This window comes from Trichococcus collinsii, from assembly GCF_900107505.1.
Classification (GTDB): Bacteria; Bacillota; Bacilli; order Lactobacillales; family Aerococcaceae; genus Trichococcus; species Trichococcus collinsii.
In genome coordinates, this window is sequence record NZ_FNQH01000001.1 from 617,600 (window position 1) to 642,612 (window position 25,013).

Here is a 25,013-nt window from a genome sequence, read left to right on the forward strand (position 1 = left end):
TAAATAGGAAATATTACTCGTTGTTGCCTTCTACAACTTCAACGATTTCTTCTAATGAAGTTGCTTCGTCAGCTTCAGCTGCAAAAGTTTCTTCAACAGAAATTTCAACTTGATCTTTTCCTTGGTTGCCTTCGATGAAAGCATCAGCCATTTTAGCAGTGATCAATTTAACTGCGCGGATAGCATCATCATTTGAAGGGATTACTACGTCGATTTCATCTGGATCACAGTTTGTGTCAACCATAGCGACGATAGGAATGTTCAATTTGTGAGCTTCTTGAACAGCGATTCTTTCTTTTCTTGGGTCAACGATGAACATTACGTCCGGGATTCTAGGCATATCTTTGATACCGCCCAAGAATTTTTCCAAACGTTCTTGTTCTTTCTTCAAGATAGAAACTTCTTTTTTAGGAAGTAGTTCGAAAGTGCCGTCTTCAGACATAGCTTCGATTGATTTCAAACGTTTGATACGTTTTTGGATAGTATCCCAGTTAGTCAAAGTACCACCTAACCAACGGTGATTTACGAAGAACTGACCTGAACGGATTGCTTCGTCTTTGATTGAATCTTGCGCTTGTTTTTTAGTCCCTACGAATAAAGCTACGCCGCCGTCTTCAGCAACGTTAAGCATATATTTGTATGCTTCGTCGACTAATTTTACAGTTTTTTGCAAGTCGATGATGTAGATACCGTTTCTTTCTGTAAAGATGTATCTTTTCATTTTTGGGTTCCAACGACGAGTCTGGTGACCGAAGTGTACGCCTGCTTCCAATAATTGTTTCATTGAAATTACTGCCATGTTTGTTTCCTCCAAGTTTGTTTTTATTTTCCTCCCCCGATTTCTTCTACAGCAGAAACTCATCTTACGATAAGCAACGTCCGCCGTATCGATCAAGGTGTGAAATGTGGTTTTGCACCGTTGATAATTATATCGAATTATACTGAAAGAAGCAAGTGTTTTTCTGGAAATGGAGATCAAACAGCCTCATTAGTGGTTATTTCAGAATTGGATCCCCAAAATTTGCTTGATGTCGTCGTTCGTCAACCGTTGTCGGCTGAGCGCCTCTTCCCCTTCGGAGACGATGAGCTGATCAAAGAGCATCTTTTTGTCCTGCTGCAGCTGATTGATTTTCTCTTCGATTGTTCCCTCCGCTATGAAACGATACACCTGCACATTTTTCTTTTGGCCGATGCGGTGTGCTCGCCCAGCGGCTTGCTCTTCGACTGCCGGGTTCCACCATAAATCGAAGAGGATGACGGTGTCCGCGCCGGTCAGATTCAAGCCGGTGCCGCCCGCTTTCAGTGAGATCAAAAAGACATCCGTGTGGCCCTCGTTGAACTGATTCACCAACGTAATCCTTTCGGCGGGAGGCGTTTTTCCGCTGAGATAGAGATGGCTTAAATTTTCCTTGACCAGCTCTGCTTCGATCAGCTTCAACATGGAAGTAAATTGTGAAAATACCAAAACATGCTGGTTGTTCTCTTGAGCATTTTTCAATATTTCGACCAGTTGCTCTAATTTCCCCGAGCCGCCTTCGTAAGTTGCATCCACCAAACGGGGATCGCAACAGATTTGACGCAGACGTGTCAGCCCGGCCAAAATCTCCATTCGGTTCCGTTGGAAATCTTCACTGTCATAATCAGATACCTTTTCCTGCAATTGCTGAAGATAAGCCAAATACATGATTTTCTGTTCGCGATTGAGACTGCTGTACAGATCGGCTTCGGATTTTTCCGGAAGATCACCCAAAACATCCGCCTTCAGCCTACGCAACATGAAGGGTTTTGCTGTTTTCGAAATGTCTTCGAGCGACATTTTTTTGAATTCTTGTAGTTTCGGGAACAATCCCGGCAAAATCAATTGGAAAATCGCCCAGAATTCCGTCACGCTATTCTCGATTGGCGTACCGCTCAACGCAATATTGACCCGGGCATTCATCTTCGCTATTGCACGGAATGTCTTCGTATTGTAGTTGTTGACATACTGGGATTCATCCAGGATCATCGCATAGAAATCACACTTTTGATAAGATTCGATATCCTGTCGGAAACTTTGATAGGAGGTGATCGCAATGCCGTTCTCGGGCAATTGAGACAACTGCTCTTCCCGTTCCTTCTTCACGCCGCTGATGACACTTATCTGAAGCAAGGGCGCAAATTTTTGGAATTCGTACTTCCAGTTGTAGATCAGTGAAGCAGGCGCAATCACCAAAGCGGGCTTGCCATCATTTTTACCTTCCTCTACTTCGCTAAGTAAGAAGATGATCAACTGGAGCGTTTTACCAAGACCCATTTCATCAGCCAAAATACCGCCTAAGCCGTAGTTAGCGAGAAATTTCAACCATTTGAAGCCGGTCACTTGATAAGGACGCAAATCCGCTTGCAACGTTTTTGGCAATTCAGCCGGAAACTCATTTGGGTGCTTGATGAAATGATACAGTTCGTTAAGGAAATCTTGACTGCCCACTTCAGGGTTCAGATCATTGATTTCTTTTTCGAGTGTCATGCTCTTGATCATCGGCATGGAAAGTGTGCCATCACGGAGCTGGGACTCATCTTTGATCAATGAAAGGAAACGATTCATCTCTTTCATTGTTTCCGTCTCTAAAGATAAAATGCGACCATCTTCTGTCTTGTAATAAGCGTCATTTTTTTTGAGGCTATTCAACAATCTGTCGATTTCGTTTTCCGAAATGCCTCCGACATCAAACCGGATATCCAAAAAAGAATCCCTGGTCCTGCGTTGAACAGATGTTGATACTTCAGTATTTTCCACTATCAGATTTTGCAGATCCGGACTTAATTCGACCTCGGCATAACGGCGCAAAGTAGGAACTTTCCTGTAAAGAAAGCTGAATAGATCAACATCTTTCGAAGCCATGAAGGCTATTTGGTTTTCGATTATGTTGAATTCCAAATTTTCCAATACCTGCAGTATCCTCTCTTCACCTATCGTATCCCTGATCAGGAATTGGGACTCCGTTTTCGAAGAGCGGTTCTGACGGAAGACCGTTTCCCCGTATTTGAAGAAAATTTCACCTTTTATGCGCTTGGCCGGACCTCGGAAATGGATGGAGACGGTCAGCGGCTCATCAACGATGGTGCGCTCCAGTTCTTCACTGAAGTGCACCGTTCCGATCTGTTTCAGCAACGGAATAACATAGGTCAGCAAATCCGATACATCTGATTCTTCGATTCCGATCACATTTGAGTCTTCAAAACGTTTCTCAAAGAACGAGAGGTACCCCAACAGTTTATGTTGCTGAACACTGAGCGGATGGACTTTGTTGCCCTCGATCAACCAGTCGTAATCCAACAAATGGATGATGTTGTCGCACTGGATGCGAAGTTCTATTCCCTTGCCTTTTTTCCCCAAAAGGAATTGATAGCCTGGTTTTTCGGAACTGATCTGCACATCCTGATACGTTTGCTCGCCGGCAATCCATTCAACCCGGCCGGTTTGGATCAAATCCTCCAGAATGGAGTGCGCAGAACTCGGTGGAAGAATCAGATAGGAATCCAATTTTCTGGCCGTAACATTCAACAATTGCTTGTTCAACGCAGCTGGTTGCTCCTCCAGCAGCTTATGCAATCGGTAGATGATTGGCTGGTCCATTTCCTGTATCTTTACTGTACGGAAATCGATCCCATCACCGACACGGTATTCCCATTTTTCTTGTTTGATGAATTGTTCCGTAAATTGTTCGATATTGGTGACCATGTACGGCTTATCGACCCCTGCACGCAAGGATAGAGCCAATACATGCTCACCTGTATTTTGCATCAGACTGTTTGGTTTCATACGCAGAACCTGCAGCGTATACTGCACTAAAAAATCTGCTTGGGTGTTCAGGATTTGGGCGCCTTTGTTTTCTTGGAAGAAAATCTGCGTCAAATCGTTCACAAATTCTTGACCGGCAGTTTCCGCATCGACCTGAAACTGTTCTGCGCTACTTTCCGTCAGAATACGGGTACCGCATTTCTCCTTCAGATACAATTCAACAGCGATCGTATGTTTGCAATACTGATGATTTTTCCAGTACTTGCACTGACATACATCCTGTTCCCTGGCTGTCCCGTCTAAGGTGACATGATACATTTTACTGCCGAGCACCTCACAATGCCAAACCTGGCTGTGGAAATCCGGTTGCACGGATAGCACGCGATCCTCATTCACATATTCGCGTCCCTCTTGTATCAACTTGTCCGGCATACTCCATTTCACGCTATCACTTCCTCTGCTTCTTGCTGTCCATCCTTTATTGTACTGCAATTTCGTCGAAAAATATACCTTCTTCCCCATTGATGGCGGTCAGAACTGAATATTTAACTTGAAATATTCAACAAACTATCTCATACTGATTAGCATAATGCCAAAGCAAAAGGAGCCCTGTCATGTTTTTTAAAACAGTCGTCATCATAGTAAGATTTCTGGTCCGTATCCTGAATGGCAAGACCGAAATCCAAAACAAAGAGTACATCCCGAAAGACACAGTCTATATCCTTGCAGCTCCCCACAGAAGTCTGCTGGATCCCATTTTCATTTCGTTCGGCGTTTATCCGCACGTATTTTCATCAATGGCGAAGCAAGAACTCTTCAAGGGGAAATTCATGAACTGGTTGCTCACTCACATGAACGCTTTCCCTGTCAATCGTAAAAATCCGGGCCCGAGCGCCCTGAAGCAACCGGTTTCGATCCTGAAGGAAGGTAAAACTAATCTGTTGATCTTCCCGACCGGGTCGAGGCATTCCTCAGAAATCAAGGGCGGCACTTCTTCCATCGCTAAACTGGCAAACGTGCCGATCCTTCCGGTTGTCTATCAAGGTCCACTCACACTCAAGGATCTCCTGAAGCGCAAAAAGGCGACGGTTCGCTTCGGTAAGCCCATCTATTTGCCGAACGAAAAGCGGATTTCCAGAGAAGAACTGGCTGCCTATGACGAACTGCTCGGAACCACCTTCCGCAAATTGGATCAGGAAATCGATCCGAATTTCGTCTACATCGCAAAATAAAACACCTGATGTCCATTATCGGGTCTTAATCATCTCGAAAACAAACAAAAAACAGCACCGGAATATTTTCCGGCGCTGTTTTTTTCATTGCTGTTTAACAAGCGATCAGTCGTTCATCGACTGCAGCATGTACATGTCATAATAGGTACCCTGTTTGGCGATCAGTTCTTCGTGTGTGCCTCGTTCAATGACGCGCCCTTTGTCCAAAACCAAAATCAGATGGGCATCGCGGATGGTGGACAGACGGTGAGCAATCGCAATCGTCGTACGGCCTTCACGCATTTTCCGCATGCTTTCTTGGATCAGTAGTTCTGTTTCGGTATCGATATTGGCTGTCGCTTCATCAAGGATCAGCACTTTCGGATCCCGCAAAATTGTTCGGGCGAACGAAATCAATTGTCTCTCACCACTTGAATAACTGGCCCCGCGCTCGATCACTTTTGCATGATAGCCCCCAGGCAGCGACTCGATAAATGAATCGGCATGCACAAAAGCAGCCGCGCTTTCGATATCACGGTCGGTATAATCCTTGTTCATCAAACGGATATTATGAGTGATGTCGCCGTAAAATAGGAAGGAATCCTGCAGGACCAAGCCTATTTTTGAGCGGATCTCCTCGATCGGATATGTCTTGATCGATTTCCCGTCAATCAGGATGTCGCCTTTCTCGAACTCATAAAAACGTAGCAAAACATTGATGATGGAACTTTTCCCGCTTCCGGTGTGGCCCACAAGTGCGACCGTCTCGCCCGGATTCGCTGTGAAGCTGATGTTCTTAAGCACATCCTGTTTCCCGTCATAAGAGAAGGAAACATCTTTGAATTCGATCCTTCCCTGTGCAATTTCCAATTCTGAATCCTCCGGTTGGCTAGGCGCCAATTCGGAATTATCCAATACGCTCAGTACCCGTGAACTGGAAACAATGCCGTCCTGCAGGGCGCTGAGGTTGTCCATCATCATCCCCATCGGACGGAAGAAATTTTGGATGTAGGTGGTGAAAGCATAGATGACCCCCAGCTCCACGACGCCATTCAAAGTCTGATATCCGAATAACCAAAGTACGATCGCCAACGCGATAGCCTGCAACAGATTGACGACCGGCATCAGCATCAAGGCGTTCATCTGGACCATCGCTACCCGCCCTTTGCTGTAATCGTCGTTGATCGCATCAAATTCCGCACGCAGACGTTTTTCTTGGCGGAACTGCTGGATGATCGCCATACCGGAAATTGATTCATTCAATTTCGTGTTCAGTTGGCTCAGTCTTTCGCGCATCGTGCGGTAAACGCGCGTGCTGTACTTTTGATAATACCAAATCAGACCGGCCATGATTGGAACAAATACGATAAAAAGAAGGGAAATCTGCTTATTCAATGTCCACATAGCGATGAACACAGTGATGATGCTGAAGATTCCCTCTGCCAAGGCCAAAAATACATTCCAGAATTCCTTGATGGTTTCTGTGTCATTCGTGACGCGCGAAACGATCGATCCAGCCGGGGTGGTGTCATAGTAGCGCATCCCCAATTGATTGATCTTACGGAAAACGGCATTTCGGATATTCTCAACTGTTTGTTCAGATGCCATGCTGAAAATATAGCGCTGCAGATACGTGACCAACATCTTCAGCAGAACGACTCCTACATAAGCCAACGCAAATAGCACACTGATGTTGGTCGTGACATTGCCAACAGCCAGATAATCATCCATGTAAATTTGGATGATGCGCGGCGCCACCACATTTACCAGCGACAACGCGATGCTGAAAAGCAAAGCAATCAAAAATTGATGGCGGAAAGGATGGGCAAAGTGGAAGATTCGTTTGATTACCCGGAGTTGTTCCTTCAATGGGATTGTTTTAGACCATACTGATCCACTCATTCTTCATCCGCCCCTTCCAATTTTGTTTCGAGTTGTTGTTTTTCGTACATTCTACGGTACCAACCGCCCAGTTCCATCAACTCATAATGAGTTCCGCGTTCGACGATGCGCCCCTTATCAAGGACGATGATCTCATTTGCATGCATCACGCTGCTGATCCGATGGGCTGCGATGATCGTTGTCTGATCGGCTCGCTTTTCCTTAAGCCCTGTCAGGATCGCTTCCTCCGTCTTCGCATCCACCGCGGATAAAGAATCATCCAGGATAAGCAGCTCGGGTTCAGTCACTAAAGCCCGCGCAATCGCTATCCGCTGTTTCTGTCCACCGGATAAGGAAACGCCCCTTTCGCCAACCAACGTATCGTAACCCTCCGGAAACCCGAGGATATCCTGATGGATGGCGGTCAAGCGAGCTGCCTCTTCAACCTTTTGTTGGCTGATGGATGGATCAGCGAAACGGATGTTTTCCCGGACGTCAGAAGAGAACAGGAAGTTGTCTTGGGGGACGTAACCGATTCCGCTCAGCAATGCGTCCAATGAGTAATCACGGATATCGATCCCATTGTAATTGATGCTGCCGGCATATTGATCATACTCACGCAACAGCAGACGGAAAATCGTGCTTTTGCCCGATCCGGTTCTGCCGACAATCCCTAACGTTTGTCCCCGCTCCAAATGGAAACCGACGTCCTGCAGGCTGATTTCTTCGCTGTTTGGGTAACCGAATGAGGATACCTGAAAATCCAGATTGCCTGTAATTGGAGTCCGGACAGCATTTTTCTGCTCCTGGATCGTTGATTTTTCCTTCAGAAGCTCATCGATCCTGCTGTAACTGGCACTGCCTCGTTCCAGCACATTGAATAATCTTCCCACTGCCAACATCGGCCACGCCATCATTCCGATATAACTGATGAACGAAACCAACTGGCCGATACTGATGCTGCCCTCCACGACAAAACGGCCACCAAAGATGATCGTCAGTGCGAAAGAAAGCCCCAAAATAAGTTGTATCGCCGGGTCAAATAAGGCATCCACCAAGTAGACAGCTTTATTTTTCACGACGACATCCTTCGTCATCGCTTCGAAATCACGAATATCTTCTTCTTCTTCGCCGAACGTCTTGATTACCTTAACGCCGGACACACTCTCCTGCGTTTTGTCATTCAGATTTGAGAAAGCAGCTTGTGCTTTACGGAAACGCTTGTGCATCTTCTGTCCGAGGATCCGTGACACTAGCGTCAAAGCCGGCAACGGAATCATGGCAATGAGCGTCAAACGCCAATCGATCAAGAAGAACATTGTGAAAAGCGTGATTCCGCCTGAAGAAATCGAATCTGCCAATGTCAGGATGCCAGCGCCTGCGACCATCCTGATCGCATTCAAGTCATTCGTCGCATGCGCCATCAGATCACCGGTTCTGTATTTCTGGAAAAAGACAGCATCCATTTCGGTGAAATGCTTGAACAATCGTGAACGAAGTATCTTTTCCAACTCTGCCGAGGTGCCCCATATCTTCATCCGCCAAATGTAACGGAAAAGGTACTGCAGGATGCCCGCAATCAATATGACCGCCGACCACTTCCACAAAGAAGCCATCGTTAAGGTCCCTAAGGCAATTTCATCGATGATGATTCCGACAACGCGCGGCGAAACAACCTGAAGTATCGCCACAATGATCAGGAAAAAGACGCCCACAAAATACGATTTCCATTCTTGCCGGAAAAACCAACTCAATTTTTTGAAAATACTCACGTTTATTGCTCCCTTCTTACCTGTATTCGGACAAAATAAAAATGTGGAACCGTAGAGATCCACATTTTGTATATTATTTCATTAGTCTATTTCTTTTTCTTTGTTGATTGTGCTTTCATAGAAGCCAAGATCTGTTTTACTTTTCTTTCGGATGGTTTTTGACCCATCTGCATCATCATAGAACGCAACATTTCTTCATTGATCGGTGGATTTTCTTCAAAATATTTTACCATATAACGTCTTGCAAGGAAAAATCCGCCAACCGCGCCTATTACTATTCCTAAAATGACCATCATTACCCATGCTGTTGTTGACACGTATTCATCCCCCTTTCCAAAGCATTCATTCATTAATTGTACTAAAGATTATGAGAAAAAGAAATAGCAATCACGGATAAATTTAGTGAATTTTCGAAAACGCTTCAGCAGTCACTGGTTCCAAGACAATTTTGAGCATATTATTGCGTGACCACCCCAGAATATGCGAACATCTGTTTGATTTTTTGGATGATTAATGGTATTCTAAACTTATAAATTTAGGATTACGGAGATGATGATCTCATGGTTAAAAATAAAGATTCACGCCAAGTTGAAGTGCTTCAATACATTTATGAAGAAGTCCAAGAAAAAGGCTATCCGCCAACCGTTAGAGAAATCGGGAATGCAGTCAAACTCTCCTCAACGTCCACAGTGCACGGCCATCTGTCGCGTCTAGAAAAAAATGGCTTTATCCAACGCGACCCTACAAAACCCCGTGCGATCGAACTGACCCAAGCAGGTCTGGATAAACTCGGGATAATGTCGGATAAAATGCCGCTATTGGGTACCGTCACAGCCGGTGCTCCCATCCTGGCTGTCGAAGAAGCAACAGATTATTTCCCGGTCCCACCGGATTTGAAATCCTCTTCCGGAAGCTTGTTTATGCTTAAAATCCGCGGGGAAAGCATGATTGACGCCGGTATATTCGATGGCGACTCAGTCATCATCAGAAAACAAGCCACGGCTGAAAACGGCGACATCGTCATAGCCATGACTGATGATGATGAAGCGACCTGCAAACGATTCTATAAAGAAAACAACTACTATCGTCTACAACCTGAAAATGCCAGCATGGATCCGATCATCTTGGATTCCGTCATCATTCTGGGAAAAGTAGTCGGTCTATACCGGAACCACATCATATAACGGACAGTCCCCCGACTGTAGCAAAAAAGGCTGCCAACTACTGGCAGCCTTTTTTGCGTGTCTGTAAATTTTCGGATTGTTAGTATTTTTAGTATTCCATCAGCGTGAAGATGTCATACCCTTGGATCAGATCACGGCCCTTTAAATCCAGCAACTCGATCAGGAATGCCAAAGCGACGACTTCTCCGCCTAATTTTTCAACCAATTCGATGGTTGCGGCTGTGGTGCCGCCAGTTGCCAACAGATCATCGCAAACCAGAACTTTGTCACCAGGCAGGATGGCATCTTGATGCAATTGCAGGGTTGCTTTTCCGTACTCCAGTCCATAGGATACTTCTACCGTTTCGCGCGGCAATTTGCCTTTTTTACGGGCCATTGCGAATCCGCAGCCTAATTCCACAGCGACCGGACAACCAACCATAAACCCACGCGCTTCGGGTCCGACTACTTTATCGACATTCAAGTCCTGGGCATATTTCACGATTTCTTTGATTGAATATCGGTAAGCTTCTCCGTTCGCCATCAAAGGTGAAATATCTCGGAAAATGATGCCTTGCTCCGGGAAATCTTTGACATCAGCAATATATTGTTTCAAATCCATTTTGTGTTCCTCCTAATTATTGTACCATCATCTGTTCATTCAACCATTTCGTCAACTGCGAAAATGGGCTATAGATGAATACCTTCTCAGCTTCCATTTTCTGTAGGCGATCTTTGTATACCTGAGTGTCGTCCAAAGCCCTTTTGACAGGGTTTTGGACCTCATTGATGAAACCATTGTCTATTGTAACAAATCCCGCCTCCAAAAACACTTGAATCATAAAAATGGCAAGATTTTTTTTGATTTTTAAGTATTTTGCTAAGGCATCTAACCGATTTCTCACATCGATATCCTTATGGGAACGGATATATTGGTAGAATTTTGCAAATTGGTCTTTAGGAGGGACTCCGTCTGCGTAAACGCTGTTTGTTTCATGAGAGACGACATACACATTTTCGAACTGATTGCTCTTTAAAAGATCAGCCAACAAATCCATCTTCAAGGGACATTCGAAGAGCACCAAGTTGCTGGCACTGACATCCTGCAAAGCATCCGCTGTATTGTCAGTGAGTAACGCAGCGTTCGAACTGTTCGGGATGCGCTCATAAAATTGTTTCATGATACCGGAAGTCGAAAATAGGTACAGGGCATCTTCCACAGCCAATACCGATTCTTGGATAATCGAACTCCGTTTGTCGAAAAACTGGACATTTTTGTTTTTGATGTCCTTTAGTTGCAGCTGCGGTTTCGCACTGTCCCGCCAAACGTTGATCGAAAGTTCCCCAATCAGAGAAACGACATCCGCATCGTTCAAGTGGTTGCTGATGCTTCCTTTGTTGAAGCCAATCACATCCAGAAAAAGGTTTTTGTCCTTAAGTTTGAATTTCAGATGTTTGTTGTCCGCACCGATCTGTCTGATATCTGTCAACGGCACATTTTGGAAGCCGAATATAGGCTTTGGATTGTCGGTCCCGTATGGTTTGAGCAATTCCAATTCCTTCAAAAAAGGCAGAGTGACATCAGCAAGCGGCAGCATGGCGTCTATATAAATGGATTCGCCCAACACGATCGCATCATGATAAAGGGTCGCATAGCTATTTATTTTTTCACTGAAGGCTGACAAATCGGCAGCGGGAAGGCTCATGCCCGCTGCCATTTTGTGCCCTCCGAACTTCGTAAGCAGATCTTTTGAATCGGTCAGTGCCGTATAGATATCCAATGCTTCCGTGCTGCGGGCCGAGCCTTTGGCGATGCCGGTTTTTTCGTCGATACAGAATAAGATAGTTGGACGCCCGAATTCCTCGACCAACTTGCTTGCAACGATTCCAAGTACTCCCTCATGCCAATTCTTTTTGCCCAAGACGACAACATCCGGCAGGCTTTCGTTCTTCGCCAGTTCGGCAATGGCTTCTTCATGGATGGATTGGACAATCCCCTGTCTCTCGACATTCTTTTCCTGTATGTAAGCAACCAGTTCAGCTATTTTTTCCTCATCGAATGACAGCATCAGTTCAGCGCCTGGCCCCGCATCCTCCAACCGACCGACTGCATTCAAACGCGGCCCGATGATGAAACCGATGCTTTCCTCGTCCAAATTGGTCGCGTCTATTCCCGCGGCTTCCATCAGCGCAGCCAAGCCAAGTCGATGCGTTTGTTTCATGACTTGCAGGCCCTGCTTCACGATCCAACGATTCTCGCCTGTTAAACTGACAAGGTCCGCAACGGTACCGATCGCTGCCAAATCGAGCGATTCATAAGGCATTTCCCCCAACAAGGCCGCTGCAATTTTCAAAGCGACACCAGCTCCGGAAAGATCCGGGAAAGGATAGGAGCCGGCAGGATGTTTCGGGTGGATGATGGCATACGCATCCGGCAACACGTCTGGCACTTCGTGATGGTCAGAAACAATGACATCCACGCCCATTTTTTTTGCCATCGCTATCGGTTCGTGGCCGGAAACCCCGTTATCGCAAGTCAGGATCAATTGTGCCCCATTCTCGATCAATTTCTTGAATGCAGCAGCGTTGGGACCATAACCATCCGTGAAACGATTCGGCAAATAATAGCCGACATTACCGCCCAATACTTCTATCGTTTCCACGAGAATGCTTGTACTTGTGATACCATCCGCATCATAATCCCCATAAACGACGATTTCTTCTCCAGCCTCAATAGCTTCCATCAAGCGGTGAATCGCCTTATCCATATCATGCAGCAGATACGGATCATGGAATTCCATTTCGGCTCCATCAATGAACGCTTTGATTTGCTCTTTTGTTTCCAATCCTCGCTGCATGCAAAGCAGTATGAATTTTTCTGATAAGCCTGTAGCCTGACTGATTTCCCTGGTTACAGAATCATCAATTTCTGATTTGCGTATTTTCCAATTCATCTTTGATGATAACAATTTATCGACTCCTAACTATATAAACTGTGAGGGTGCACCTAGGCCCCCGGTAATCCAAAAAAGACTAGAAGCTGAAATCGTTCTAGTCTTTCTTTGCAACTGAAAAGTGGCCGATTGGATAGATCTGCCACTCTATTTTCGTCAAACGCTTGGCTGATTCGGGTTGCCCACTGTGAACTGTTTGACCAATTCCTCTTCAAGGGATTTGATTTTTTTTTCTTTCTGAGTCAGTTCCGCTCTCAGATCGGCGAGTTGCTGCTCATACCCGATTTTCGTGGCATCGACTGCCGCTTGGATTTCTTTACCTTTTGTATCGATCTCAGTGCGCATCTGTTTGAATTCTTTATTCTTCTTCGTTGCACTCCCTGTCGCAACCAACAAGGTGATGAGCGAGCCCATCAGGAGAGAAACAAGGATGACAATGATAAGCGGTCCATCCACAACTGCGAATCCAAAATTGACCGGCACAGAATCGACATTGAAAACGGCAAACAACACAATGATGATGATCAAAATTATGCCTGCTACTAATCTCCATTGATTTTTCATTATAATCGCCTCACTCATTTTGATATATCCCACTCTTATTATCATCTTTTTGCCGATGCATAGTCAACTTGCAACGCTTATCAACGGAATGATTCTCAGACAATCAAGCATCCGGGGATCATTTCGTCAGCGCTATTTCGAACTCATCATAATCGTTGACGAGTTTCGTGTCAGGAAAGACTTTTCGTGCATCCCGCTGCAACTGATTCGCATTGCCGTTGAGGTAACGCGCGCTAATATGGGTCAAATAGAGTTGCTTAACATTTGCTTCTTTGGCTACTTTAGCCGCATCGATGCATGTAGAATGGAAATAATCCGACGCGATCGCTTGGTCTTCCTTCCCGAAGGTGCTCTCGTGAACCAGAACATCGGCATTTTTAGCTAAAACCACTGTATTTTTCGTTCTTCTTGTGTCGCCCAAAATCGTTACGATACGTCCCTTGGTCGTTTTCCCAATAAAATCCAGGCCATCGATGGTTCTGCCATCCGGTAAAACAACAGTCTCACCATTTTTCAGCTTTCCGTAGAGAGGTCCCGCGGGAACATCCATCTCTTTCAGCTTATCGGCCTGCAATTCGCCCGGATAGTCTGCCTCTTCGACACGGTATCCGTAAGAAGCGATGCCGTGATTCAGTTTTGCGCAACTCACGCGGAACTGTTCATCTTCAAACACTACGCCATCTTCGGTTATTTCATGAAAGAAGATTGGATATCGCAGATGGGACTGGGAAATACGCAGGCTGGTCAAAACAAATTCTTTGATTCCAACAGGACCATAGATGTTCAAGGGCGTATTGCCACCTTGAAAAGCTCTGCTGCTCAAGAACCCGGGTAAGCCGAATATATGATCTCCGTGCAGATGGGTAATGAAGATTTTTTCGACTTTCCTAGGTCGAATCGTTGTTTTGAGCACACGTTGCTGTGTCCCCTCCCCGCAGTCAAAAAGCCAGATAGCATTGCGTTCATCCAACAGTTTCAATGCTATGCTGGAAAGATTTCTGCTAGTGGAAGGGACACCTGCTCCGGTGCCTAAAAATTGAATTTTCATAATCAATTGCTCCCATTTTCATCATTTAATTCTTGATAGATTTCCTCAGCCACAAAAAGGGCTAATTGTTTTGCACCCGTTGGATTCGGATGGACCCGATCCTCCAGAAGCCACTCATCGTGCTCGCTGCTGTATGCATTCCAATCCAAAATATGGACATTGGAATGATTACTTTCGGCAAGCATCAACTGTTCATTCACGCTGTCCTTCCAGATTCTCGGAACATTTGTCGTGAGGAAAAATAAATCCCTGGATGTCCCGATTTCCTCTATGAACGTTTCCATTTGCGTACGGGTGAAAGTCCCATTAGAACCCAAGAAGACAACTACCGTGTCATGCAATTGTTCCCGTTTTTCCAAAGCAACAACGACCGCAGAGGTTTGGTAAAGCTGTCTGCTGACAGCACCATCCACAACCGCTTGACCGAATATTGTCACCAATTGATCCGCGACGGAGAGTAACACAGAATCGCCTATGAAGGTAATATCTGCGCTGTGAGCAAACAACACGGTTTCCCGTTCGAGGCCATCGATATTGTTGATGGCCCTACTGCGCGTAGACTCGTCACGATTCATCTCATCCATTTTACTTTGGCTGGCTGCAATCTGCTGTCGCAGTTCCTCCACAGCGGCATTTCCGCCGGATCGTGCTTGAACAAATCCCGCCAGAGCGGTCAGCAAGAGGAAGAAACTGACGAATGCGGCAATTTTTTCCGTGAAATGCCTGACCGAGTCTGTCGATCCGGAAGACTTCATTCGGGAAACCGTATCGGCAGGCTTCCAAAACTGAAAAGTCGCCATCTTCCAACGTTTTTTTTCGAATAATTGGTAACTTATTTCAGAGAGGCTAAGCATGAAGACCAGTTGGATCAAAATGTGGCGCCCGGGATCAACGCTCATATCGATTACTTTCGCTTGATAAAGGGAAAGTACAGGATAGTACCAGAGATAAAGCAGGAAACTCCGCCTGCCGAGCCATTGAATAGGCTTGAACCGCATTATTCTAGAAAGACTCGTTGCCGGGTGTGCTGTCAAGATAACCGCAACACCGATGATGATACTGTTTAGGTACATTCCACCTCTGTAAGTGAATGTCTGACTATCCAGCATCCTACTGAACATCAAACCGAGAATCGCGTAGCTTAAAAATGCTGCAAACGTCAACCTTCGCTTCGTTCGTTTTGACACTGGCTCGTTCAATTTCGTTAACGGCCAAACAACCGACAGCGCACTGCCTACCATAAATGAAAACAAGCGCGTATCCGTCCCATAATAGACGCGCGAGGCGTCCTCTCCTGGTACATACAGCATGGCCATAGTAAGGGCGGAAAACAAAGAAAGCCCGACAGCCGTGTAGAAGATGATCCGTTTATCCTTGAAAAGGGCCATCAGCAAAAGAACAATCAAAGGCCAGATGACATAAAATTGGCTTATGACAGAAAGGAACCAGATATGTAGAAAAGGTGATTGCACATAGAATTGTTCGAAATAAGACCCGCCAACAGAAATTTGCCACCAGTTGTTGACCATCCCCAATGACGAAAGAAGCCATGGCCGCAAATTCAGTAATAAATCCCTTTGGAACAAAGTGATATAGGCTGTCACCGTCACCAGCATCCCCAGCAACGGAAGGAATAATCTGTTGAACCTTCTGGCCAAATAGCACTTGTAAGCCAACTTCTCTTTTTGGCCGTATTCTTCAATCACCGACGCTGTGATGAAATAACCAGTCAGAACGAAAAAAATGTTTACTGCCAAGTAGCCGCCAGGCAAAACATGAGGCATCAAATGATAGAAAAGGATGGCAATAATCGCAAGCGCCCGCATTCCATCCAATGGAACGGAGCGTGTCTGTAATGTCACGATAATTATCCCCCATTTATTGGTAATGGTGATGCTTTTTAATCTACGAACTCAAAATGGTAGGTCATGATACGGACCATGTCCCCATCTTTCGCTCCCTTGGCTCTCAGTTTTTCATCAACACCCATGGAACGTAATTGACGTGCGAAACGCATGATGCTTTCGTCATGCGCAAAATTAGTCATGTTGAATAGTTTTTCTAATCTTTCACCACCCAATACCCATGTGGAATCAGGATCGCGTCCGATTGTGAATTGTTCTTGGTTTTCTTCGAATTTGTAAAGCACCGATGATTCGACTTCTTCTTCGTCGAATAATGGGAACTCAGGAGTATCCTTCAGAACTTCAGCAGTGTAATCCAATAATTCGGCTACGCCGGCAGTCGACCAGGCTGAAATCGGGAAAATCCTTGGTGCTTCTTCATCCCCGAATTTTTCGGCGATTTGCTGTTTGAAGATTTCAAGATTGTCTTCCGCTTCCGCCACATCCATTTTGTTGGCTACAATGACGGTCGGTCTTTCAAGTAAACGCAATTGGTAACTTTCCAATTCCTTGTTGATTTTTTCATAGTCATCGAAAGGATCTCTGCCTTCTGTGCCACCCATATCGATGACATGCAAAATAACTCTTGTACGCTCGATGTGGCGCAAAAATTGGATTCCGAGACCTACGCCTTGGGACGCGCCTTCGATTAATCCCGGTAAATCGGCCATAACAAACTCTTCTCCGCTGCGTGTTTGTACCATACCTAAGTTAGGTACAAGCGTAGTGAAGTGATAAGCTGCGATTTTTGGTTTCGCTTTCGACACGATCGAGAGCAATGTCGATTTACCTACTGAAGGGAAGCCAACCAAACCGACATCCGCGATGACTTTCAACTCAAGCTCCAACTCTAGCTCTTGCCCAGGTTCCCCGTTTTCGGCGATTTCGGGAGCAGGGTTTCTCGCAGTGGCAAAACGGTTATTTCCGCGTCCGCCACGTCCGCCTTTTGCAACCACAGCCTGTTGTCCAGGTTCCGTCAAATCAGCGATGAGCTCTTTTGTTTCCGCATTGCGTACAATCGTACCAGGCGGAACTCTGACAATTGTATCTTTTGCGCCGCGGCCGAACATGCTTTTGCTCATGCCGTTTTCGCCGGGCTTACCTCTGAAATTCCGGTTGTAACGGAAATCCAATAACGTGCGCAGACCTGGATCCACTTCAAATATGATGCTTCCCCCACGGCCGCCATCGCCACCTGCAGGACCCCCATCGGGAACATACTTTTCGCGACGGAACGCTACCATTCCATCGCCGCCTTTACCGGCTTTTACATGCACTTTTGCATGATCCAAAAACATTGACATCTTTTTTCCCCCTTGGAAAACTGTTCGGCACTCTTTGAGCCGAACAAAATGATTCGATTGGTCCAACTTTTCCAAATGCGCTTCCGCAATCAAAAATTTGGACAAGTATCCTTAACAAATAATTTGCGTTTCTTTCTTCTGAACCGCTCAATCTCCCCTCTTAATTTACCATATTAACCAAAAAACGAAAAGAAAATACAGCGTTGAGGGTCTTGATCCTCCCCACTCATGGTGGAAGACAAAATGATGGAGCCGGGAGTAAACAATGTTAGCCCCGCCTCCATCACTTCACTATTTAAGAATCAATTTTCTGACATCAGCAAACTGTAGAATACTCAAGGTCAGGTTGCCGAGCGTGTTCAAGCGGTTGCTGCGGATAGCAATATCCTCGACCATGACCATATTTTCATCAAAATAAGCTTCAATGTATGGCGCAATAGCAGCCAAGGCGGCATAATCCGCTTCAGGATCGCCGTGGGACAGAGCCAAATCGAGATGGTTGATCTGCACATACAGATTCTTCTCGCTGGCTGTTTCCAGCAGATCTTTCTGAACGGGAATCGATTCATCAGGATCCCCGGAAATGTTTACGACACGCGCAAGAGCTTCCATAACTGCTTTGAATGATTCCTCTTCACTGTGCGCCTGCAATACTTTAGCGTTAGCGAACAAGGTGTTGACATCTTTTTCACCGGATTGCAGTACAGCTTCCACGATGTCATAACGGATGCCATAGGTTTGAAGCTTCTGTTGGATACGGCCATTTGCGAAAGCAGCAAGTTCATTCATTGTTTTATCGAATGTTTCTGCATCTTCAACCGCATAAACCTCCGTCAACAAGGCTGACAGCAGTTCTTCCAACGAGAATGCCCATTGGTATTTCTCGATGATTTGAATGACTCCGATCATTTGGCGGCGCAAAGCATACGGGTCGTTCGATCCTGTAGGAACCATACCCTGCAGGAAGAAACTGATGATGCTGTCCAATTTGTCCGCCATCGCCAAAACTGCTCCGATTTGAGTTTCCGGCAATTCGCCTTCACTGGATATCGGAAGGTAGTGTTCGCGGACCGCGGTTGCTACAGCAGCAGCTTCGCCTTGTTGCAATGCATAGACCTCACCCATAATACCTTGCAGTTCCGTAAATTCGGAAACCATATTGGTCACCAAATCAAATTTGTAGATGGATGCTGCACGCAATAAATGGGTTTTGTCGTCCTCTCCCAAATCAAGCACATCAGCAAGATGGGCAGCGATTTTCGCTGTGTTGTCCATCTTATCATGAATGGAGCCGATTTTCGAATGGAATGTGACTTTCTTTAATTTTTCTACCGACTGCGTGATGGCGATGCGTTGGTCTTCGTTGAAGAAGAACAGGCCATCCTCAAGCCTGGCTGTCAGCACTTTCTCGTTCCCTTTTTTCACGTTATCGATGAATATGCCATTCCCGTTGCGTACAGATATGAAGTACGGCAATAATTTACCGGATTTGTCTTTCACTTCGAAATAACGCTGATGGTCTTTCATCGATGTGATCAATACATCTGCTGGCAACGTCAAGTATTTGCTGTCATATTCGCCGAAGAATGCTGTCGGATATTCAACAAGTGAAGTGACTTCTTCCAATAAGGTCTCATCGGTAGGGATGATCCAGCCATTTTCAGCTTCAATTTGTTGGAATTGGGCCCGGATCATATTTTTCCTTTTGTCCTGATCGGCGATGACATGTTGTTCAGCCAGTTTCTCCATATACTCGCTCGCATGCGCCATCGTCACTTCTTCGCCCAAGAAACGGTGTCCGCGGGTGGTCCGGCCTGAAACGATATCCAAGACTTGGAATGGGATGATGTCATCATCGGCCAATGCCGCAATCCAATGGATCGGACGGATGTACTTGAAATGATGGTTGCCCCAATGCATCGAAACAGGGAAAGTCAATGACTCAACGACTGTATTCAATTCCTTCAATACTTCGGATGAAGCTTTTCCGTTGATTTCTTTCTTGACGAAAACATACTCTACACCCTTTAGTTCATCAAAGAAGATGTCTTCAGGAGTCAAGCCTTGTCCGCGGACGAAGCCCAGTGCAGCTTTTGACCAAGTGCCGTCCGCCTGCAAAGCGATTTTTTTTGCGGGTCCTTTGACGACTTCAGCCAAATCCGCCTGTTTATCACTGACTCCGCTGGCGATGACCGCCAAACGTCTCGGCGTCGCATACATTTCGATCGCATCAAAGTTGATGCGATTTTCTTCCAAAAAAGCAGCCATTTTTTCTTTCAGTTGGATACTGCTGCTGCGCACATATTTCGCAGGCATTTCTTCAAGTCCAATTTCTAATAATACAGTTTGACTCATCACGTTAGTCCTCCTTCAGGGCAAGTTCTTTTTGATCATCCGAAAGCAAAGGGAAACCCAGTTCTTTTCTCTTTTGGACAAAAGCTTTCGCCAATTGGCGCGCCATATTGCGGATACGTGCGAGATAACCCGCGCGGTCTGTCGCAGAAATGACCCCTCTTGCATCCAAAAGGTTAAAGGCATGCGAACTCTTCAGGACATAGTCATAAGCTGGATGCACAAGACCATTCTCGATCTGTTTCGTCGCTTCCGCTTCAAATGAATCAAACAGTTGGAACAACAAATCGACGTTGCTTTCCTCAAATGAATATTTGGAATGTTCATATTCCGGCTGGCCGAAGATTTCTCCGTATTTCACGCCTTCGGTCCACTCAAGATCGTAAACACTGTTCACATCCTGGATATAGGAAGCCAAGCGTTCCAGACCATAAGTGATTTCGCTTGTGACAGGACTGCATTCCAATCCGCCCACTTGCTGGAAATAGGTGAACTGGGTGACTTCCATCCCATCCAACCAAACTTCCCATCCCAAGCCTGCGCAACCCAATGAGGGGTTTTCCCAGTTGTCTTCGACAAAACGGATATCATGTTCGATTGGATTGATTCCCAATACCTTCAGACTTTCCAGATATAGCTCCTGGATATTATCCGGTGATGGCTTCATGACCACTTGGAATTGATGATGTTGGTACAGTCGGTTGGGATTTTCGCCGTAGCGCCCGTCAGCCGGACGACGCGAAGGCTCCACGTATGCAGCGTTCCAGGGTTCTGGGCCGATTGCGCGCAAGAAAGTGTACGGGCTCATTGTTCCCGCACCCTTTTCAGTATCATAGGATTGCATCAAAAGGCAGCCTTGATCTGCCCAAAAATTTTGTAACGCTTGAATCATTTTTTGCACAGTTAATTTGTTTTCCATCATAAATCTCCTCCACTTGAAATAATACATAAAAAAAGTCCCTATGCATCAAGTCTCCTTGAAACATAGGGACGAATATTTTCGCGGTTCCACCCTAATTCCGGCAAATGCCGGCACTTCGTTACAGGACTCGGATATGCCTTTCCGCAATAGTCTCCCGCTTTGGCTCACACTATCCCAAATTCGCTTTTCGGTACTGACCAGAGGTACTCTTATCTTCAACGTCCAGTATTTAGTTCTTCTCAATAGTAGCCTTGTTCCAACAGAATGTCAAGAACTACTTGGATGGGACTGTTCGCCTTCGCTCGGCTTGTTCGACACCTCTTCAGAAGCGGAACGGAACGGAATTTCCACCTTTGTCTCCCAAGCGTACATCTGATCGATGAAACTCTTGCTTTTCAGGCGAATTCCGACATATTCCTCATAGAGCTCATCGATGAAGGCTCTGAGCGCCTGTTTCGTCTCCGATTTGATTTGGATATTCCCGACTTGCTTCGGCGTGACCAATTGGAAAATCCGGGCAAAATGGACAGCTGCGGGGCTTGCATGCAATCTTCTGGGGTCTTCCCCGTAATGGTTCTGACACAGGGCGCCGGAATATTTGACTGAATAATCAAAAGGTTCCTGCTTGCTGTGACAGATGACGCATTCCTGCAATTGCGGCGCAGCTCCAAAATATTTTAGTATTCGCATTTCAAAAATGTTCACTACGATTTCTGCATCCATCCCATTCTGCATAGCAACCAATGATTCCTCCAACAGATCATAGAGATCGGCGGCTTTGATGGCATCGTTGACGGCTGCATCGGCAAGGTTATTCAAATAGGTCGCATAGGCGTTCAGATGGATATCCGTCTGCATTTTGGAAAAGTGGATGATTTCACGGCTGTCCTGCAGAAAACTGAGTCCATCATCCTTGATGCGGCCCAGATAATTCGCTTTCGTGAATGGCAGCAGGGCAGCTTTCAAGGAGTGGTTCGGATTTTTGATGTTCTTCACGAAAAACATCCGTTTTCCATGATCGCGCGTAAATATTTTTACCAAGGCATCCTTTTCCCTGTGTTTTCGGATCGATAGGACGATGCCATCAAATTCCTGATATGTCTCCATGTCGCACCCTTTCGAAAAGAGAAGAGTCCGGAAGGCAGCCTCCCAAACTCTTACTGATTGCTATTCATGTATCCATTGAGCATTTGCTGATCAATCGTAATCTTTTTGGCGGTATCCATAGTCCTGCAGATAACTCTGCTTGTCGCGCCAATCTTTTTGGACCTTAACCCAAAGTTCAAGGTAAATTTTGTCGCCAAGCATCGCTTCGATATCCCGACGTGCCCGGACACCGATTTCTTTTAGCATTTTTCCGCCTTTGCCGATGATGATGCCTTTTTGACTGGCTCGATCGACGATGATGGTCGCATGGACATGGACTTTATCATCCTCGTTGCGCTGCATCGATTCCACGACAACAGCAACGGAATGCGGCACTTCTTCCTTAGTCAACTGAAGGATCTTTTCGCGGATGAACTCGGACACGACGAAGTATTCTGGGTGATCGGTCACTTGATCGTCCGGGTAGAATTGAGGCCCTTCCGGCATGTATTTTTTGATGGTGATCATCATTTCATCGACATTGTTGCCTTGGATTGCGGAAATCGGAACCACTTCATTGAACTCATTGTCTGAAGTATAGTCCATGATAATCTTCAGTAATTGTTCCGGCTTGACCTGATCGATTTTGTTGATGATCAAAAATTTCGGAGTGCGCAAGTTCTTGAGTTTTTCAAGAATGAAATTGTCCCCCGCTCCTCTTTTTTCTGCCGCATTCACCATGAACAAAACCAAATCCACTTCATTGAAAGTGCTGTAAGCACTCTTCAACATGAAATCGTTCAAGCGCGTCTGTGGTTTGTGGATTCCAGGCGTGTCGATGAAAACGATTTGGGAATCATCCGAAGTGACTACGCCTTGGATTTTGTTCCGGGTAGTCTGCGGGACATCGCTCATGATGGCGACTTTTTGACCGACGATGCGGTTCAACAGTGTTGATTTACCGACGTTTGGTCTTCCGATAATAGAGACAAATCCTGATTTGAAACCTTCTTTTTTATTCATAAAAAACTCCTCAAATTAACTTATAATATAATTCCACGAACTTGGGCAAAAAAATGATGGCAGCAATAAGGACGGCAAAGAATGCCGTAACCAAGACAGCACCGGCAGCAATGTCCTTTGCTTTCTTTGCGAGCGGGTGATATTCGTAATCGGTCACCAAATCAACGACATTTTCAAATATCGTGTTAAGAAACTCCATAATGATGACTAGAAAAATGCAGAAGATGATCACGATCCATTCCGTTTGGCTCGATTCGAAGAACCAAGCCAACAAGAGCGGTATCAAGCCAACCAAGGCATGGCTGCGCATGTTTTTTTCTTCTTTGAGGATAATTCCGATGCCATCCAAAGCATGCTTCACTGAAGCGAAAAAGCTCGGATTCTTTCCGATTTTCCCCATCTTTTCCCTACTCGTCTCTTTTAAGTCCATAAGCATCCAGTATCTCTTTCTGAAGACCGAACATTTCCTTTTCGTCTTCTTCCGTCATGTGATCATAACCATTCAAATGCAGGAAACCATGCAACGCAAGGAAACCTAGTTCTCTCTCAAAACTGTGACCATAGGACTCCGCTTGTTCAGCGGTCTTGTCGGTCGAGATGATGATATCGCCGATATTTGTCGGAAAGGCACCGGTTATGCTTTCCATGTTGATTGGGAAATCGTCCTCCATGTCATCGTTCAGTGCAAAGCTGATGACGTCCGTGGCCTGGTCTTTGTTGCGGTATTCACGATTGATTTCCCGGATACGCTCATTGTCCACAAAGGTGATCGACAATTCGGTATCGGGCGCCAACTTCAGGTACTCCCCCGCAAAAGAAATCAAGGAATGGACCAATTCGGTGTGCTCATTCTGTACAGATTCAGTTTCATCAAAAATATCTATTTCCATATAATCGCTCACTTTTCTATGTTGTGTTTTGTTTCCTCTTTGACATCATATGCTTTGATGATGCTCGCAACGACCGGATGGCGCACGACATCATAAGTATCAAAGGTGACAAAAGTGATATCAGGGATACCCCGCAGTTTCTTCTCGGCATCGATCAACCCGGAAAGGGCGCCTTTCGGCAAATCGATCTGGGTCTTATCGCCGTTGATGATCATTTTAGATCCGAAGCCAAGCCGCGTCAGGAACATCTTCATCTGTGCGACAGTCGTGTTCTGCGCTTCATCAAGGATGATGAAAGCATCTTCCAGTGTCCGGCCGCGCATATAAGCGAGCGGCGCAATTTCGATGACTCCCCTATCCATCAAGCGGGTTGTGTGCTCGACGCCATAGATGGCATAAAGAGCATCGTAAACCGGGCGCAGGTAGGGGTCCACTTTTTCCTTCAGATCGCCGGGCAAGAAGCCGAGGTTTTCTCCAGCCTCAACAGCCGGACGGGTCAGGATTATTTTTTTCACCTTACCGTTCTTCAGAGCCTCCACCGCCATCACAACGGCTAAGAAGGTTTTTCCAGTTCCGGCAGGTCCTATTCCGAAAACGACATCTTTTTTCTTGACGGCCTGCACATATTGCCTTTGGCCGAAATTCTTCGCCCGGATAGGCTTGCCTGCGTAAGATCTGCCGATTTCCTCTTCGTAAAGGTTGATGAAGAAATCAAGGCTTCCACGCTCCGACATTTTTATAGCTGTGACGATATCTGTTTGTGAAATAGGGATGCCGCGCGCTAATAATTCCAAAAGTTGCTTCAACAGGGAACGGGCCTTGTCAACAGCCGGCTCTTCGCCACTAATTTCGATTTTCATGCCGCGGCTTGTAATGGTCACATGCAAAGCATCTTCCAGCATCTTCAGATGCTTATCCTGTGATCCAAATAATTGAGGCAAAACGGATGCGTCCATTACTTCAATTTTCTCTGTTTTATTCACTTTATCGGTCAAACAAGCTACACTCCTCTTTTTGGGAATTTTTTTCACTGCTTATTGCTAATAGTATAACATAAAGCGGCATGGCTTATGAAAATATTTATCCCCTTTTGATTTAGGCGCCTTTCTGGACAACAAAAAAATGGAATGATACGGAGATCATCCCATTCTTTATCGA

20 protein-coding genes are annotated in these 25,013 nt (G+C 45.7%); 2 read left to right on the forward strand and 18 right to left on the reverse strand.

What is annotated here, in order from left to right:
* Positions 1-13: 13 nt before the first annotated feature.
* Together rpsB and BLV66_RS02875 are read right to left on the reverse strand one after the other, a co-directional pair.
* Positions 14-799 (reverse strand): 30S ribosomal protein S2, encoded by a 786-nt coding sequence (rpsB, locus tag BLV66_RS02870; protein WP_086984771.1) that lies wholly within the window; start codon positions 797-799, stop codon positions 14-16.
* A gap of 201 nt (positions 800-1,000) precedes the next feature.
* Entirely contained in the window at positions 1,001-4,225 is a 3,225-nt protein-coding gene (locus tag BLV66_RS02875) for a DEAD/DEAH box helicase (RefSeq protein ID WP_176974098.1), read from the reverse strand.
* Positions 4,226-4,395: 170 nt separating this feature from the next.
* Here BLV66_RS02875 and BLV66_RS02880 point away from each other — a divergent pair, with 170 nt between their 5' ends.
* Positions 4,396-5,013, forward strand: a complete 618-nt coding sequence (locus BLV66_RS02880) for a lysophospholipid acyltransferase family protein (RefSeq protein WP_086984769.1) — start codon at positions 4,396-4,398, stop codon at positions 5,011-5,013.
* A gap of 105 nt (positions 5,014-5,118) precedes the next feature.
* Here the strand turns inward: BLV66_RS02880 and BLV66_RS02885 are convergent, their stop codons facing one another.
* The 3 genes from BLV66_RS02885 to BLV66_RS02895 form a co-directional block, all read right to left on the reverse strand.
* Positions 5,119-6,894, reverse strand: a complete 1,776-nt coding sequence (locus BLV66_RS02885) for an ABC transporter ATP-binding protein (RefSeq protein ID WP_086984768.1) — start codon at positions 6,892-6,894, stop codon at positions 5,119-5,121.
* Entirely contained in the window at positions 6,891-8,645 is a 1,755-nt protein-coding gene (locus tag BLV66_RS02890; RefSeq protein ID WP_086984767.1) for an ABC transporter ATP-binding protein, read from the reverse strand. Before BLV66_RS02890 ends, BLV66_RS02885 begins: the two co-directional genes overlap by 4 nt.
* Before the next feature lie 86 nt (positions 8,646-8,731).
* Entirely contained in the window at positions 8,732-8,962 is a 231-nt protein-coding gene (locus BLV66_RS02895) for a YneF family protein (protein ID WP_170100217.1), read from the reverse strand.
* Between the two features lie 243 nt (positions 8,963-9,205).
* Here BLV66_RS02895 and lexA point away from each other — a divergent pair, with 243 nt between their 5' ends.
* Complete coding sequence (gene lexA / locus BLV66_RS02900; RefSeq protein ID WP_086984765.1) at positions 9,206-9,829, forward strand: transcriptional repressor LexA; 624 nt, start codon at positions 9,206-9,208, stop codon at positions 9,827-9,829.
* A gap of 88 nt (positions 9,830-9,917) precedes the next feature.
* Here the strand turns inward: lexA and BLV66_RS02905 are convergent, their stop codons facing one another.
* The 13 genes from BLV66_RS02905 to BLV66_RS02965 all read right to left on the reverse strand — a co-directional run bounded on the left by BLV66_RS02905 (position 9,918) and on the right by BLV66_RS02965 (position 24,811).
* Positions 9,918-10,430 carry an adenine phosphoribosyltransferase gene (locus tag BLV66_RS02905; RefSeq protein ID WP_086984764.1) on the reverse strand — a complete coding sequence of 171 codons (513 nt, stop codon included), beginning with the start codon at positions 10,428-10,430 and terminating at the stop codon, positions 9,918-9,920.
* A gap of 16 nt (positions 10,431-10,446) precedes the next feature.
* Positions 10,447-12,777: a single-stranded-DNA-specific exonuclease RecJ gene (recJ, locus tag BLV66_RS02910; RefSeq protein ID WP_086984763.1), complete on the reverse strand. Its 2,331-nt coding sequence runs from the start codon at positions 12,775-12,777 to the stop codon at positions 10,447-10,449.
* 141 nt (positions 12,778-12,918) lie between these two features.
* Positions 12,919-13,326: a lipopolysaccharide assembly protein LapA domain-containing protein gene (locus tag BLV66_RS02915; RefSeq protein ID WP_086984762.1), complete on the reverse strand. Its 408-nt coding sequence runs from the start codon at positions 13,324-13,326 to the stop codon at positions 12,919-12,921.
* Between the two features lie 118 nt (positions 13,327-13,444).
* Positions 13,445-14,374 (reverse strand): ribonuclease Z, encoded by a 930-nt coding sequence (rnz, locus tag BLV66_RS02920; protein ID WP_086984761.1) that lies wholly within the window; start codon positions 14,372-14,374, stop codon positions 13,445-13,447.
* Between the two features lie 2 nt (positions 14,375-14,376).
* Positions 14,377-16,236 (reverse strand): acyltransferase family protein, encoded by a 1,860-nt coding sequence (locus tag BLV66_RS02925; protein ID WP_086984760.1) that lies wholly within the window; start codon positions 16,234-16,236, stop codon positions 14,377-14,379.
* A 38-nt stretch (positions 16,237-16,274) separates the two neighbouring features.
* Positions 16,275-17,582 carry a GTPase ObgE gene (gene obgE / locus BLV66_RS02930; protein WP_086984759.1) on the reverse strand — a complete coding sequence of 436 codons (1,308 nt, stop codon included), beginning with the start codon at positions 17,580-17,582 and terminating at the stop codon, positions 16,275-16,277.
* 291 nt (positions 17,583-17,873) lie between these two features.
* The gene (glyS, locus tag BLV66_RS02935) at positions 17,874-19,937 is read right to left on the reverse strand and encodes a glycine--tRNA ligase subunit beta (RefSeq protein ID WP_086984758.1); all 2,064 of its coding nucleotides are present in this window, start codon (positions 19,935-19,937) and stop codon (positions 17,874-17,876) included.
* 4 nt (positions 19,938-19,941) lie between these two features.
* A complete protein-coding gene (gene glyQ, locus BLV66_RS02940) occupies positions 19,942-20,853 on the reverse strand; it encodes a glycine--tRNA ligase subunit alpha (RefSeq protein WP_086628188.1) in 912 nt (303 codons plus the stop codon).
* Positions 20,854-21,123: 270 nt separating this feature from the next.
* A complete protein-coding gene (gene recO / locus BLV66_RS02945; protein ID WP_086984757.1) occupies positions 21,124-21,963 on the reverse strand; it encodes a DNA repair protein RecO in 840 nt (279 codons plus the stop codon).
* Between the two features lie 90 nt (positions 21,964-22,053).
* Positions 22,054-22,965 carry a GTPase Era gene (era, locus tag BLV66_RS02950; protein ID WP_086984756.1) on the reverse strand — a complete coding sequence of 304 codons (912 nt, stop codon included), beginning with the start codon at positions 22,963-22,965 and terminating at the stop codon, positions 22,054-22,056.
* A 10-nt stretch (positions 22,966-22,975) separates the two neighbouring features.
* Positions 22,976-23,401 carry a diacylglycerol kinase family protein gene (locus tag BLV66_RS02955; protein ID WP_086984755.1) on the reverse strand — a complete coding sequence of 142 codons (426 nt, stop codon included), beginning with the start codon at positions 23,399-23,401 and terminating at the stop codon, positions 22,976-22,978.
* Entirely contained in the window at positions 23,373-23,855 is a 483-nt protein-coding gene (gene ybeY / locus BLV66_RS02960; RefSeq protein ID WP_086984754.1) for an rRNA maturation RNase YbeY, read from the reverse strand. Before ybeY ends, BLV66_RS02955 begins: the two co-directional genes overlap by 29 nt.
* Before the next feature lie 8 nt (positions 23,856-23,863).
* Positions 23,864-24,811, reverse strand: coding sequence for a PhoH family protein (locus tag BLV66_RS02965; protein ID WP_086985980.1), 948 nt, complete (start codon positions 24,809-24,811; stop codon positions 23,864-23,866).
* Between the last annotated feature and the right edge of the window lie 202 nt (positions 24,812-25,013).

Bases quoted from the DNA above. Each gene is read 5' to 3' on its own strand.
- rpsB (WP_086984771.1), bottom strand. From the start codon at position 799: ATGGCAGTAATTTCAATGAAACAATTATTGGAAGCAGGCGTACACTTC.
- BLV66_RS02880 (WP_086984769.1), top strand. From the start codon at position 4,396: ATGTTTTTTAAAACAGTCGTCATCATAGTAAGATTTCTGGTCCGTATC.
- BLV66_RS02885 (WP_086984768.1), bottom strand. From the start codon at position 6,894: ATGAGTGGATCAGTATGGTCTAAAACAATCCCATTGAAGGAACAACTC.
- lexA (WP_086984765.1), top strand. From the start codon at position 9,206: ATGGTTAAAAATAAAGATTCACGCCAAGTTGAAGTGCTTCAATACATT.
- BLV66_RS02905 (WP_086984764.1), bottom strand. From the start codon at position 10,430: ATGGATTTGAAACAATATATTGCTGATGTCAAAGATTTCCCGGAGCAA.
- BLV66_RS02915 (WP_086984762.1), bottom strand. From the start codon at position 13,326: ATGAAAAATCAATGGAGATTAGTAGCAGGCATAATTTTGATCATCATC.
- rnz (WP_086984761.1), bottom strand. From the start codon at position 14,374: ATGAAAATTCAATTTTTAGGCACCGGAGCAGGTGTCCCTTCCACTAGC.
- obgE (WP_086984759.1), bottom strand. From the start codon at position 17,582: ATGTCAATGTTTTTGGATCATGCAAAAGTGCATGTAAAAGCCGGTAAA.
- glyS (WP_086984758.1), bottom strand. From the start codon at position 19,937: ATGAGTCAAACTGTATTATTAGAAATTGGACTTGAAGAAATGCCTGCG.
- glyQ (WP_086628188.1), bottom strand. From the start codon at position 20,853: ATGGAAAACAAATTAACTGTGCAAAAAATGATTCAAGCGTTACAAAAT.
- recO (WP_086984757.1), bottom strand. From the start codon at position 21,963: ATGGAGACATATCAGGAATTTGATGGCATCGTCCTATCGATCCGAAAA.
- era (WP_086984756.1), bottom strand. From the start codon at position 22,965: ATGAATAAAAAAGAAGGTTTCAAATCAGGATTTGTCTCTATTATCGGA.
- BLV66_RS02955 (WP_086984755.1), bottom strand. From the start codon at position 23,401: ATGCTTATGGACTTAAAAGAGACGAGTAGGGAAAAGATGGGGAAAATC.
- ybeY (WP_086984754.1), bottom strand. From the start codon at position 23,855: ATGGAAATAGATATTTTTGATGAAACTGAATCTGTACAGAATGAGCAC.
- BLV66_RS02965 (WP_086985980.1), bottom strand. From the start codon at position 24,811: ATGGACGCATCCGTTTTGCCTCAATTATTTGGATCACAGGATAAGCAT.